The organism is Saccharothrix sp. (assembly GCF_031180885.1).
Taxonomy (GTDB): Bacteria; Actinomycetota; Actinomycetes; order Mycobacteriales; family Pseudonocardiaceae; genus Actinosynnema.
Map to the genome: position 1 here is coordinate 786,569 of NZ_JAPSLK010000001.1, position 12,847 is coordinate 799,415.

The window sequence follows — 12,847 nt, forward strand, 5'->3', positions numbered from 1 at the left end:
GTAGGTTTTCTCCTCGTGAAGGGTGTGTGGAGCGAGGTCGTCGGCCAGCCCGACGCGGTCGCCGTCCTGAGCGCCGCCGCGGAGGCCGCCGCGTCCATCGTCGCCGGTGGCACGCCCGCGCCCGGCGCCATGACCCACGCCTGGCTGTTCACCGGCCCGCCCGGCTCGGGCCGCTCGGTGACGGCCCGCGCGTTCGCCGCCGCCCTTCAGTGCACCGTGGTCGGTGACCGGCCGGGGTGCGGCGAGTGCCCCGGTTGCCACACGACCCTGGCGGGCACGCACGCCGACGTCCGCGTGGTCGCGCCCGAGGGGTTGTCGATCTCCGTGGCCGAGATGCGGTCGCTGGTCCAGGTGTCGGCGCGGCGGCCGACGTCCGGGCGGTGGCAGGTGGTGATCATCGCCGACGCGGACCGGTTGACCGAGGGTGCGGCGAACGCGCTGCTCAAGGCGGTGGAGGAGCCGCCAGACCGGACCGTGTTCCTCCTGTGCGCGCCGTCCGACCACCCCGACGACGTGTCGGTGACCATCCGGTCGCGGTGCCGCATCGTGCCGTTGGGGACGCCCCGGTTGGACGCGATCGCCGAGGCGTTGCGCGAGGAGGGGGTGCCGGCGGACCGGGCTTCGTGGGCGGCGTCGGTGTCCGGCGGTCACGTCGACCGGGCGCGGCGGCTGGCTTCGGACGAGGCGGTGCGGGCGCGGCGCGAGTCGGTGCTACGGATACCCCTGGGGCTGAAGCGGCCGGCGGACATCTTCACCTGCGCGGACAGCCTGGTGCAGGCGGCCGAGGCGGACGCGTTGACCGCGAACGAGGCGCGCGACGAGGCCGAGCGGCAGGCGCTGGAGACCGCGATGGGCGCGGGCGGCACCGGCAAGGGCACGGCCGCGGCGACCCGGGGCGCCAAGGGTGCGTTGAAGGACTTGGAGAAGCGCCAGAAGTCCCGTGCGACCCGGACCCAGCGCGACTCGCTGGACCAGGCATTGGTGGACCTGGCCGGGTTCTACCGGGACGTGCTCGTGACGGCGACCGGCGCGCAGGCGGTGCTGAACCACCCGGACCGGGCCGAGGACGCGCGCGAGGCCGCCCGGATGTGGTCCCGCGAGTCGACCCTGCGCCGGTTGGAGGCCGTGCTGGCGTGCCGGGAGGCGCTGGAGCTGAACGTGAAGCCCCGCATCGCCGTGGAAGCCATGCTCACCACCCTCCACCGCGGCTGACCAGCGGGTTCCTGGTTTCCCGGTACGCCGCCACGACCGGGATCCGCGGTCGGCCTTCCGCACCGCCACCGTCCGCTGCCACGATCGGGGACACTCGTCGTTTCGCCGCCGCGACGGGCCTCGACTCGCACTCGACGCCCGATGGATGGTGCCGTGAAACTGACCCGCCGAACCCTGCTCACTTCGACCCCCGCGCTAGCCGCCGCCCCCGCTCTGGCAACTCCCGCCGCCGCCGACCTCGCGCCCGCCTCGGCCAACCCTGCCGACCCCGCCGCCCCTTCCACCGACTCCGCGCAAGATCCGCTCACCCGGTTCCGCGCCGCCCTCGACTACGCCGTGGCGAAACTCCGCTCCGTCGCCCCGCGCGTGACGTCGTTCCCCGAGGAGACCAAGTTCGAGCGCTGGACCTACGTCGACGACGGCGGCTGGGTCGGCGGCTTCTGGCCGGGCCTGCTGTGGCTGGCCCACGTGGACACCGGCGACCCGCTGTTCCGCGACCTCGCGATCGCGTCCGCCGAAAAACTGGCCCCCCGCAAGGACAATCCCCGCGACCACGACCTCGGCTTCCTGTTGGTCGGGCGGGCCATCGGGCTCTGAGACCGCCGCGCCGGGACCCGCCGGTCCGAACCCGCAGCCGGAATCCGCCGGCCCCAACCCGCAGCCGGAATCCGCCGGCCGCAGCCGCCCGCCCCTCCCCTTCCTTTTACGGGACGCGGGAGTCGTCGGTTGGTTCCGGATCCGGCATGTCACTCGATGGGGTGGCGTGCCGGAGGCGGGGGCGGACCGGCGGGATCGCCGCCACGACGATCACGCCCGCCAAGAGTAGCGCGGTTCCGGTCCAGAAGATCGGGATCGTCTTGTAAGCGGCGTTCGTGTAGGCCAGCGGCTGGCTGCCCGTGTGCTTCGGCGGCGACGGCTGGCCGCCACCACCGGGCGGGGTCCGGGCCGGTGCGCACACGACGCCGCCGTTCGGGGCGGCTGCGCGGACGATCTGCTCGCCCAGGGACACCTGTGCCAACGCCGACGGCAGGTTCGGCAGCCCGAGGGCATCGGTCGGCAACAGCTGGAGGTCGAGCAGCCGCGCAGTCGCCCCGAGCATGAACCCCTTGATCACGGGGCCGCCTTGCTGGAGCGGGCCGTCGAGGACCATCGACTTCTCGTTGAGCTGCGCGATCTGCAGCCGCAGCACGCCGATGTCGAGCTTGCGCTCACCCAGCGCGCCGACGACCGGCAGGTTGCCCGCGACCGGCAGTCCGATCGGCACGTCGAGCTTCGGGTTGGCGGCGTCGAGGACGCCGAGTTCCTTCCCGCCCTGGGACACGCGGAGCACCGGAGCGGCGTAGGTGATCTTGGACGTGGCCGCGTCGCCGGTGGACAGGGCGGTCAGCGTCGGCTGGCTGACCACGTCGATGCGCACCTCCATCGGCGTGCCCGCGAGCAGCCGGACGCTCGCCGCCTGGAGGGTGGACGTCGACTTCACGGCCTTGTTCGCGCTGCCCGGCAGGTCGACCAGCTCGACGGTGGAGTGGGCGCTGAGCGTGTCGGGGAGGCTGAGCAGGGAGCCGTTCGCGCCGGTGTCGGGCGAGCCGGACAGCAGGCCGCCGAGTTGGCTGAGCGGCGCGCCGAGACCCTTGAGACCGTCGATCAGCGCCTGCTTGCCGGCCGCGTCGAGCTTGGGCGTGTCCTGGGTGAGCATGCCGGTCAGGTCGGTCGACCCGGGCAGGGTCGGGATGGCGTTGAGCACGGACAGGCTCGCGACCGACGTCTTGGCGTCGGCCAGCGGCGACACGCACGGGCCCAGCTCGTCGTGCCAGCGGGCGTGGGCGCTGCCGTTGAGGAGGCCGACCTTGAGCAGGGTGTCCAGCGGGGTCTGGGGCGGGTTGAGGCCGCCGGTGACCGGTGCGGCGTTGTCCGGGGACGCGGTCTGCACGAGCGTGCCGGGCGTCTGCGGGGCACGTCCCTGCACGGCGAACCCGAGCGGCGACGCCTGCGCGACGGCACGTTCGTAGGACAGGAACGCCTCGGTGTTGGCCTGCGCGCTGGCCAGCCCGACCCCGATCTCCGCCGCCGACTGCTTGGGCAACTGCTCGCCGAACCCCGGCAGTATCGTGTTCGTCGGCACCGAGTCCGGCGCCAACCGCACCACCGCGAGGCCCGTGCCCGCGTCCCCCACCGCGTGCGCGGTGACCGGCGGACCGGACGACACCGGCGGCTGGTTCGGGTCGCGCGGCCCGGGGACGGGGGTCGTCGTGGGCTGGGCCAACGCGGGAGCGGCGCACAGCGCGACCAGCACGGCGGCGGCAGGCAGGGCCAACAGGCGCATCTGTGCGGTACCTCCCACGACTACGGCGTCGGCTGCGGCGCACGCGTGAGCGGCGTCACGTACGGGCTAACGACCGCACCCCCTGGTGGGTGACGCTCCATGCCTGGGCTATAGTTGTCGCGTCTCGCCGCCTTAGCTCAGTCGGCCAGAGCGGCTCACTCGTAATGAGCAGGTCGTCGGTTCGATTCCGACAGGCGGCTCGCAGGTGAGACACCCCGGATGGCTCCGGGACGGCTCCTTCGTGGAGCTAGTCGTGGAGCCATCCGGGGTTATCGTCGTCTCCATGGCGACCAAGTCGGCGGACTCACGCACCCAACGCGGCGAGATCGAGACGCTCCCCAGCGGGGCGCTGAGGGTCCGCGTGTACTCCGGTCTCGACCCCCTCACGGGCAAGCGGGTGTACCTCACCGAGACGGTCCCGGCGGGGCCCAAGGCAGTGAAGCAGGCGGAGAAGATCCGGACCCGCTTCCTCGCCCAGGTGGACGATCGTCGCAGCACGCGCACCAAGGCGACGGTGGACCAACTCCTTGATCGGCACTTCGACGAGTTGGACGTTGAAGAGCAGACGAAAAACGATTACCGGTCCTTGGCCGCGAACCACATCCGGCCGTTGATCGGCTCCAAGCCGCTCGCCAAGGTGACCGGTGAGCTTCAAGACTCGTTTTACAGGGAACTCCGGCGTTGCCGTGACCACTGCGACGGCAAGCGGTCTAAGAAGTGCCGGACCACCCGCCCGCACGAATGCGACCACCGGTGCCGCGAGCACACGTGCAGCGGCCTAGCCGATGCGTCTATCCGCAAGATTCAGTCCATCCTCAAGGGAGCGGGCAAGCGCGCTTTCCGCTGGGAATGGGTAGGAAGCAACCCGTTCGACAAGGCGGAGGTCACAACCCGCGCCGAAGCCCAACCCTCAAGCGCCTACCCCGACGCAGGCTGCCGCGATTCTGATGGAGTCGTGGTGCGACCTCGACTGGGGAATGTTCATCTGGACCAAGACCATTGCGGGCTCCCGGCGCGGCGAGACGTGCGCCTTCCGCTGGCGAGACTTCGACCCAGATTCCAAATTGTTGCACGTAAAGCGCAACATCCGTCAGCGAGGGTCGCGGACTTGGGAGAAGGACGTCAAGACTCACCAAGAGCGCAAACTGTCGCTGGATGACATGACTGTGCAACTCCTGATCTGGTACCGCTCGTACTGCGCGGAGCGCGCCGGACGAAACGACATGTCTGATGATTCCTTTATCTTTGCGGCGGACCCGGACGGTAAGACGTATCGAAAGCCGGACACCGTGAGCCAGCGATTCGAGCGTCTTTGTGCACGCCTTGGTTGGGATATGCATCTCCATGAGATGCGCCATTACAACATCACAGAACTGATCTCCCATGGCGTTGACCTTCGAACGGTTGCCGGTCGAGTCGGCCACAGTGGCGGCGGTGTTACGACGCTGAAGTACTACAGCAGTTTCCGACTGGACGCGGATCAGCGCGCCGTTCAAGTCTTGGCGTCGTCCATGCCGACTCCACCGATCGATCTCGATGCAGCGAAGCCTGTGCCGCAATTGTCCGCAGTCGATCCCAACAGCCCGTACCTCAAGATTGCGGCTGACCTCCGAGGGGCGATTGCGTGTGGCGCTTGGCAGGCAGGGGATCAATTGCCGACCGTGGCCACGTTGGCGGAACGCTATGGTGTCTCTTTCGGGACGGCCCAACGCGCTGTTGCCGAACTTCGTTCCGCCGGACTGGTCGATGTCCGCCGTGGAAAGCGTGCGGTGGTAATCGACCCGACAACGACTACGGCGCAACCTCTTGCCGAAGTCGTGGGTCTGGACAGCCGAAGGAAGTAGATCACGATACGGCGGCCACCTCTCGCCCAGCCGCGCGCATCTCGTAGGCTCGCGTGCGTGACCGACGAAGAACGCGGAGCGTGGAAGAAGTTCGGCGAGCGGCTGATCTACGACAACCGGTGGGTCAAAGTAGGCCTTGCCGACGTCCAGGCACCCAACGGTGAGCGTTGGGAGTACCACGTTGTCCACCTGGCCAGAATCGCAATAGCTCTGGTCGTGAACGACCGGGACGAAGTGCTCATGCTCTGGCGCTACCGCTTCCCCACCGACCAATGGGGGTACGAACTTCTCGGTGGCATGGTTGACGACGGTGAGGATGCCGCCGCAACGGCCGCGCGAGAGGCCGCCGAAGAGAGCGGCTGGAAACCGATCGGAGAGCCAGAGCATCTGCTCAGCTTCGAACCGCTTCCCGGTCAGGTCACCGCGCAGGTCGACGTCTATTTGTGGCGTGACGCCGAGTTGATCGGCGAGCCAACCGACACCGAAGAAGCCGGCCGCGTCGAGTGGGTTCCGCTTAGCAAGGTCAATGAGTTGGCGCAGCGGCAGCAATTGTTGGGTTCGGGCACGCTCGTGTCGTTGCTCTACTACCTGAATTCACGCCGTTCGTGACTTGCCCGCTGGAAACGTGAGCTGGGCGAGTCGGCGCAAGTGGCGGTCGGACCTGATCTGTTGACCAAGCCGTTTCGCTTCGCGTGCGTACGATTGTGCAGCGTCCCGTTCGCCGGCGGCGGCGTGCGCGAAAGCGAGATCGACCAACATGCCGACTCGCGCGCGGATGAATTCAGGCGGCAGGCGCGGTAGAGCGCGCGTCAGGTGATCGACTGCTTCCGGGTCGCCGAGTCGGGCGAGCGCGTTTCCGCGCCAGCGGGCGAGATGGCTGCCGCCGAGAAACACGAACGGCAAGAGCGGGTCCACCGGGTCGGCCGGTAGGAGCGCGTCCGCTTCGTCGAAGGCTTGGACGGCGTTGTCCCGCTGGCCGGCGGCGGCGTAGCCCTCTCCGTGCGCCGCAGCGAGCCACGCCCGTAGCAGCGGCGTTACAACGTCGTCCGCCAGAGCGCGAGCCCCCGCGAGCTGGTCGAGCGCGGACGCGGTCTCTCCGACGTCGATCAACACGAACGCCTGTTCAGCCGTCGCGTGCGCCAACAGCCCCACCGATCCTGCCTCGCGAGCGGCGGCCTTCGCGCGCTGGTAGTGCTCCCACGCCTGGTTGATCGCGTTCCGGTCGAGTGATTCCCAACCCGCCAGCGTGGATGCCTCGACGAGGACGCTCGCCAGTTCCTCACGGTGCCCTCGACCGGTGCCGTACTGGAGAAGGTTGCCCACTTGTTCGATCTGGCTGCGGAGCTGGTCGAGCAGAGTGATCCCGCCGAATCTGCGGTCGACGTGACGAGCGTGATCAACCTGTCTGCGGAAGATCTCAACGGTGGCGCTGTCTACTTGGCGCGCTGACGCGAGGCGCGAGCGGAGTTCGCTCGCCTCGTCGTCTTCCACCTCGGGCGGGAACCCTAGTTCTTCGTTCGTGCGCCCGTAGATGTCACGGAACAGCCGCCGGTAAGTGGGGCTGCTGACTGGCTCGTGTCCGTTCTCCCACCGCGACAGCTTCGTCTTGAGGCTGGCTCGCGTCATGATCGGTTCCCCGAGCATGTCCGCACGTTTGATGAGCATGGTCATCACTGCGTCGGCGGAGTAGCCGAGCAGCTTTCGGACCGCCTGAAGCTTGGTCGGAGTGGTCAATGCGCACCATCCGAATAACCGGGTTTACCAGCGGGGTTATCTCGGGTTAACGAACCGCGGATTAACCTGCGCCATCTGTGGATCGCTGCGGAAATGCCGTTTCTTGTAGGCATGAGCGGCAAGCGAAACGGCGCGACGACCACGGCCCCGGTGCTGTGCGTCCCCCCGACCACAGCAGCCCTACCGGTGTTGCTCGTCGGTGCGGGCGGCTACGGCCTCAAGGCGGCTGCTCATCGTGTCGAGCCGCTCGGTGATGTCCTGCAAGTGGTCCTGGATGCTCTCCAGACGCGACAGGATCTCGTCGGTGGGGTCTCCGGTCTCCCCGGGCCGCAACGGCGTCTCACCGCGCAGCACAGCCGACAGGTGCCCTGGGTGCCACTCCAGCGCGACCGACAGCGCTTCGAGCGTGCGGCGGCTGCGGCGGCGTTCGACGGTGTGGTTCTCCAGTTCGCGGACGATGGCCTGCGAGATCTTCGACCGTTCGGCAAGCTCTCGCTGTCGCAAGCCAAGCTCGCGCGACCGCGCCTTGATGGCCTTGCCGACCGCAGACCAATCCTCTGCCACGTATTCCTCCGCGCTCCGCCTCGCGGTCGAGATTAGCGCGATCCGCTGATATTGCGCGGCGATTGGTACGCCGCGCCCACCGATTCGACCTCTCACGCAATCGCGACCGCTGAAATAGGCGTGTAATTCCGCCTATTTTGGCGAATCAAAGCCAAGGGATTTCCACGATGGGTACACCCATGCCTGACGCCGGGCGGCCGGCGTTCTACACGGTCCACGAGGCTGCCCGGTTGCTTCGCGTCGATCCGTCCACGCTGTACCGGGCACTTCGTGAGGACGGGTTCCCGGCGGTCCGCATCCGGACGCGCTACGCCATCCCGTCCGCCGCGCTCCACCAGCTGATCGAGGAGGCCGCCGAGTCGGGCGGTGTCGTGGACGCGGGTGTTCCGGCCGACGAGCGCAGCGTTCGCGGCCTGAACCGGCTCGTCGGGGGTGCGTGGTGAACGAGCCCGTGAACCCCGACGAGTACTTCGAGGGCATCGCGTCGCGGCTGGACCGGTTCGCTCCGGTGCCGGACGACGTGCTGTGGGAGTTGGTGACCCGCGACGGTGCCTGCATGGCGGAACGGTCCGCCGGACAGGAACCGAACTTCACGGGTGACGCGGTGGCTGACCGGGAGTTGGCCGCCCAGATCTGCGGCAAGTGCCCGGTGCGGGACGCCTGCTTGGAACTGGAGTTCCGGACGTCCGGTGCGGACGGCCTGGGCGTGTGGGGCGCGCTGAACGAGGACGACCGCCGTGCGGTCTACCCCCTCTGGCTCGCCCGACGTGACGAGACGGAAGGCGGTGACCGGTGATGGAGACCGCTGTGCTCACCGTGACACCGACGATGTTGCTCGCAGCCCTCGGGGTTGTGCTCGGGGTGTTCATGGTCTGGCGGGCGAGCGTCCGCAAGGCCAGGGCCGCAGCCGACGCAGCGCGAGCTGGTGCCCGGGCCGCGTCGCTCATCGGCCGGGTACTCGTCGTGGGCAGCGTGATCGTCGGAGTTCAGTGGGTCGTGATCACACACGCTGCCCACAACACTCCGCTGGTCGTGGCGGTGCTCGGGTTGCCCGCGCTGTTCACGGCGCACACCGTGGTTCGTGCCCTGACCATCGTCGCGGACGGCGGCGGAACCACGCGCAGGGATCGGCGCGGTGGTCGGCGATGAACCGCGTGATCAAGTCCGTGGAAGGGGTGTCCGCGTTCGCGCGGGCACCCCGCCCAGGGGTCGAGGCTCTTGCCCAGGAAGCAGCGCAGGCTGCGGCTGTCCGTGCACTGCGCTCGCACCCGGACGTCGTGGCGCTTCGGGTCGAACAGGTCCGCGTTCAGGTCGACCGTCTGTGTTGGGGCGGCATCGTGCTCGGACTGGCGTTCACGATGACCAACGTCCAAGCGTTCGCGGCCGGGGGCAGCGCGCCGTGGTCGCTCGCGTGGCTCGCCGCGTGGCTGGTCGACCCGATGGTCTCGCTCGTGTTGCTGTCCATCCTCCGCGCGGAACAGATCACAGCGCGGTACCGCGTCAGGACCGGGCCGTGGGTCCGACGCGCGAAGTGGTTCACGTTCGCAGCTACGTACGTCATGAACACGTGGTCGTCGTGGGTGGCGGGGTCCGTGGCCGGGGTGGTGTTGCACTCGGTTCCGCCGCTGGTGGTGTTCACGGCCGCCGAAGCGGTGACAGACCTGCGGGACAAGCTCACGGCGGCAGTTGCGGAGGCGTTCACGGAGGCTGGTGGAGTCCCGCAGCCCGCTGGCGCCGACGCGGTTCAGCCCGCAGCGCCAAGGCCACGCAGGCCAGGCCGGAAGCTGTTCGCGGACTACCTGGATGCGGCGCGCGCGGCCTGGAACCCGGAGGTCGAGATCACGCCGGCGTGGGTCCGCCAAGCCACCGGATGTTCACGCGGGCTATCGCCGCGCCTCGCTACCGCGCTCGCTCGGGAGGTGTCGCCATGAACGGCGAGGCGGTGAACGGGAATGCCGTGAACGGGGACATGGTGCCGGTTGGTCCGGTGTACGACGGTGAACTCGTTGACGAGAACGGCCAGGGCGTCACCGCGACGGCGACGCCAGCCCGTGAACGGTGGCGCGTGCGGGCTGGCCGGTGGTGGCGGCACTCGCCTCGCGTGCCGCTGGCTCTCAAGAGCGGACCGCACGCGCGGCAGGCGGTGCGGGATGGTGTGGCATGGCTGCTGCTACTGCCTAGGCGGTTGTTGCGAGCCGCAGCACGTGGGGTGCTCGCGGCGTTCCGGTGGTGGCGGAAGTGGGTGACCGTCCGGGACTACCGGGAGGCCGCCGTGTCGTCGGACAAGCTCGCGGACAAGTTCACCGAGATCCGTGAACTGACGATCTTCAGGTGGAAGGTCACGGGTGCGGTCGTCGCCGCGTTCGCCAGTGCGCTTCTGGTCGCCTGGCTGCTCTACGGGTCGATCACGTGGTGGGTGGTCGGCGGCCTGGCCGTGCTCGTGCTCGGCGTGCTCGGCCGGCGGCGGGACGGGTCGCCGGGCCGCAAGGCGGTGTTGTCCGGACCGCGATCGCTGACGTGGACCATGGACCCGCAAGTTCTGGTCGACGCCTTCCGGGACGCGAAGCTCATCGGGAAGGACGAGACGCTTCGGCTGGTCGAACGACCTACGCGGCAGGGCGATGGGTGGGCGATCACCGTCGATCTGCCCGCGACGCGCAAGGCGGCGGACGTCGTCAAGAACAGGGATGCGTTGGCGTCGGCGCTCGCGGTGGATGAGGTTCAGCTCATCGTGGAGCGGGTGCGCGGGAACGGCGGCCATGCCGGACGGGTCGCCATGTGGGTTGCCGACTCCGACCCGTACGCGACACCCCCTCAGCGCACGCCGTTGCTCGCGGCGGAGCGGTGGGACGCTTGGCGTCCGGTCCCGTTCGGACGGGACGCGCGCAACCGGCGCATCCATGTCCCGCTCGTGTGGACGTCGTTGCTCATCGGTGCGATTCCTAGGCAGGGCAAGACTTTTACGGCACGGCTGGCAACCGCGGGCCTGATCTTGGACCCGCACACGCGGCTATACGTGGCGGACTTCAAGGCCGGCAAGGACTGGGACGCGGCGGCGCTCGTCGCGCACCGGTTCCTGTCCGGTGACGAGTCTGACGACGTGCTGACGCTCATCGGCTGGCTGGTCGAGTTGATCGCAGAGGTTCAGGACCGGTACCGGCGGATGCGCGAGTTGGACGACCGGGTGTGTCCGGAGTCCAAGGTCACTCCTGCCATGTCGCGGGACCCCGCGCTCCGTATGCCGATCACGCCGATCATCATCGATGAGGTTCAAGTGCCTTTGGAGGACCGTACTTCCCTTGAGGTGCAAGGAAAGAAGCTCACCGCCGGAGAGTACGTGGGTGAGTTGCTGACGTGGCTCGCCAAGAAGGGGCCAGCGGCAGGGGTTGTGCTCGTGCTCGCCACGCAGCGACCGGACTCGAAGACGATCCCGTCCGGCCTGCGCGCGGTACTCGGCTCGCGGTTCGCGCTGCGGGTCATGGACTGGCGTGACTCGAACATCGTGCTGGGGGAGCAGATGAACACGCGCGGGCACGACGCGAGCAGGCTCCTGCCTTCTCACAAGGGCGTCGGCATCCTCAGGCCGGATGGCGACACGGACGCCGGCGCGGACGTTCTCGCGATCACCGTGCGGACCGACTACATGCCCAACGACGATTGGCGAACCATCTGCGAGCGCGGACGGGCGCTTCGGGAGGTTGAGGGAACGTTGACGGGGCAGGCGGCCGGACACGATGTCCCCGCCGAACTCGACCACGCGGTAGCGGCTCGCGCGATTGGTTCGGGTGCGGGAGCGGCATCGGCTGAGCCTCGAATGGAGGCTCAGCGTGATCTGCCGGAGCCGCTGGCGTCGGTGATCGAGTACTTGAGTGCGAATGACTCGGATCGGGAGTTCGTGCCGAACTCGGAGTTGATCGAAGCACTGGGCGCTGACCCTGTGTGGTTCGGCAGGCAGATGAGCGAACTGGGCTGCCGATCGGTGCGAGAGCGGATCTCCACAGAGCACGGCGTGCGCCAAGTACGCGGGTACGTCATCGCGGAGTTGCTGGCGCTCGCGGATCGGTCAGCGGACTGACGGACCATGATCAGCGCACTGTCACAACGCCCGGACCCTGCTGTCTCACCGTCACAGCAGCCGAGACGCTAAGGAAGGGCTGCTGACCTGCACATACATGCCGCTGTGACGGCAAGACGGCAGTCCCGTCACAACCGGGGGCGAACCGGCCTGCGGTGGTCGCGAGCAACGCGACCACCGCAGTGCTCTGCTGTCACGATGTGGCCACAGACTTGAGAGAGTGGACGGCGTTGATCAGCCTGACCATTTCTCGGCGTACGGCGTCGGGCACTTCGCACGCATCTGCGAAGTTGATGACGTCTGCAAGCTTGGGTTCGATATTGCCATTCTCAAGCTTCGACACTTTCGACTGGCTGATGCCGGCGCGGCGGCCTACTTCGTCCCCGGTAAGGTCTGCATTCAATCTTGCAAGCAGGAGTAGAGAGCCAAGCCGTAGCCGGATTCCTTTCGTCCTAATCGTTCCTGACGCCCTCCGCTTGGACCGGTGGCCGGGCGGGTTGATCTTTGCTCCAACTTCAATCAGCGCTTTCCTGACGGTGGCCTCCGCAACACCGTGTCGCGCCGAAAGCACAGCAAGCGTGGCACCGTGCTTGTATGAATGGAGTAGAAGCAGCGCTGCCGAAGTCCTTACCTCGCATCCTTCGCAGTGGTTGCACAGTTTGTCCCGGATTGTGGGCTCTTCCATCGGGCCGTGCTCACTGCAGTAAGTGGGCGACTTGACGCTGGGTCCGATTTTCGCCCCGGACAATTGAAGGGCATTTCGCATCTGTGTCACGGTGACACCTAGTTGTCCAGCCGCCCGAGGAACCGTGTGGGTCGCCGACTTGGCTTTCCGCTCCCACCATTCACGTAGTTCGCGGGTGAACGCGCCAAACCGCTCGTCGGCTATGCCAAGCGCGAAGCCTTCGCGTATTTCGTCGTCCGTCCACGGCCTTGCTTCGTTCTTATGGGTGTACATTCGTGCCCTAAACTCATTGCGAAGATCTCTTTGGTAAACGTCAGGCAGCCCCACCAGCGCCTTGTGTGCAAGGGTGGTAGGGCTGCTGAGGCGAAGATCCTTGGTGCTCGCGACCAGTCGTGTAGTTCCCTCCTTCC

Annotated in this window: 13 protein-coding genes and 1 tRNA gene; 10 read left to right on the top strand and 4 right to left on the bottom strand. The window is 67.9% G+C overall.

What is annotated here, in order from left to right; all coding sequences use genetic code 11:
* The first annotated feature begins 15 nt into the window (after positions 1 to 15).
* Positions 16 to 1,212 (top strand): DNA polymerase III subunit delta', encoded by a 1,197-nt coding sequence (locus tag RIN75_RS03960; RefSeq protein ID WP_309110340.1) that lies wholly within the window; start codon positions 16 to 18, stop codon positions 1,210 to 1,212.
* A gap of 153 nt (positions 1,213 to 1,365) precedes the next feature.
* Complete coding sequence (locus RIN75_RS03965) at positions 1,366 to 1,809, top strand: hypothetical protein (protein WP_309110341.1); 444 nt, start codon at positions 1,366 to 1,368, stop codon at positions 1,807 to 1,809.
* 106 nt (positions 1,810 to 1,915) lie between these two features.
* On the opposite strand, the gene RIN75_RS03970 is transcribed toward RIN75_RS03965, so the two are convergent.
* Entirely contained in the window at positions 1,916 to 3,535 is a 1,620-nt protein-coding gene (locus RIN75_RS03970) for a hypothetical protein (protein WP_309110342.1), read from the bottom strand.
* Between the two features lie 126 nt (positions 3,536 to 3,661).
* Here RIN75_RS03970 and RIN75_RS03975 point away from each other — a divergent pair.
* The 3 genes from RIN75_RS03975 to RIN75_RS03985 all read left to right on the top strand — a co-directional run bounded on the left by RIN75_RS03975 (position 3,662) and on the right by RIN75_RS03985 (position 5,988).
* Positions 3,662 to 3,735 (top strand) — tRNA-Thr (locus RIN75_RS03975).
* 777 nt (positions 3,736 to 4,512) lie between these two features.
* Positions 4,513 to 5,379 (top strand): tyrosine-type recombinase/integrase, encoded by an 867-nt coding sequence (locus RIN75_RS03980; RefSeq protein WP_309110440.1) that lies wholly within the window; start codon positions 4,513 to 4,515, stop codon positions 5,377 to 5,379.
* A 57-nt stretch (positions 5,380 to 5,436) separates the two neighbouring features.
* The gene (locus RIN75_RS03985; RefSeq protein ID WP_309110343.1) at positions 5,437 to 5,988 is read left to right on the top strand and encodes an NUDIX domain-containing protein; all 552 of its coding nucleotides are present in this window, start codon (positions 5,437 to 5,439) and stop codon (positions 5,986 to 5,988) included.
* Here RIN75_RS03985 and RIN75_RS03990 read toward each other — a convergent pair.
* Complete coding sequence (locus RIN75_RS03990; RefSeq protein WP_309110441.1) at positions 5,974 to 7,050, bottom strand: tetratricopeptide repeat protein; 1,077 nt, start codon at positions 7,048 to 7,050, stop codon at positions 5,974 to 5,976. The genes RIN75_RS03985 and RIN75_RS03990 overlap by 15 nt on opposite strands.
* A 243-nt stretch (positions 7,051 to 7,293) precedes the next feature.
* Positions 7,294 to 7,773, bottom strand: a complete 480-nt coding sequence (locus tag RIN75_RS03995; RefSeq protein WP_309110344.1) for an XRE family transcriptional regulator — start codon at positions 7,771 to 7,773, stop codon at positions 7,294 to 7,296.
* Positions 7,774 to 7,856: 83 nt separating this feature from the next.
* On the opposite strand from RIN75_RS03995, the gene RIN75_RS04000 reads away from it, so the two are divergent.
* From RIN75_RS04000 to RIN75_RS04020, 5 genes are read left to right on the top strand one after another with little or no spacing between them, the layout of a single operon-like run.
* A complete protein-coding gene (locus RIN75_RS04000; RefSeq protein ID WP_309110345.1) occupies positions 7,857 to 8,120 on the top strand; it encodes a helix-turn-helix domain-containing protein in 264 nt (87 codons plus the stop codon).
* A complete protein-coding gene (locus tag RIN75_RS04005; protein WP_309110346.1) occupies positions 8,117 to 8,473 on the top strand; it encodes a WhiB family transcriptional regulator in 357 nt (118 codons plus the stop codon). The genes RIN75_RS04000 and RIN75_RS04005 overlap by 4 nt, the downstream gene beginning before the upstream one ends.
* Positions 8,473 to 8,826, top strand: a complete 354-nt coding sequence (locus tag RIN75_RS04010) for a hypothetical protein (RefSeq protein WP_309110347.1) — start codon at positions 8,473 to 8,475, stop codon at positions 8,824 to 8,826. The genes RIN75_RS04005 and RIN75_RS04010 overlap by 1 nt, the downstream gene beginning before the upstream one ends.
* A 5-nt stretch (positions 8,827 to 8,831) precedes the next feature.
* Positions 8,832 to 9,608 carry a hypothetical protein gene (locus tag RIN75_RS04015; RefSeq protein WP_375295905.1) on the top strand — a complete coding sequence of 259 codons (777 nt, stop codon included), beginning with the start codon at positions 8,832 to 8,834 and terminating at the stop codon, positions 9,606 to 9,608.
* Positions 9,605 to 11,752 (top strand): FtsK/SpoIIIE domain-containing protein, encoded by a 2,148-nt coding sequence (locus RIN75_RS04020; protein WP_309110349.1) that lies wholly within the window; start codon positions 9,605 to 9,607, stop codon positions 11,750 to 11,752. The genes RIN75_RS04015 and RIN75_RS04020 overlap by 4 nt, the downstream gene beginning before the upstream one ends.
* A 193-nt stretch (positions 11,753 to 11,945) precedes the next feature.
* Here the strand turns inward: RIN75_RS04020 and RIN75_RS04025 are convergent, their stop codons facing one another.
* Positions 11,946 to 12,764, bottom strand: coding sequence for a helix-turn-helix transcriptional regulator (locus RIN75_RS04025; protein ID WP_309110350.1), 819 nt, complete (start codon positions 12,762 to 12,764; stop codon positions 11,946 to 11,948).
* Between the last annotated feature and the right edge of the window lie 83 nt (positions 12,765 to 12,847).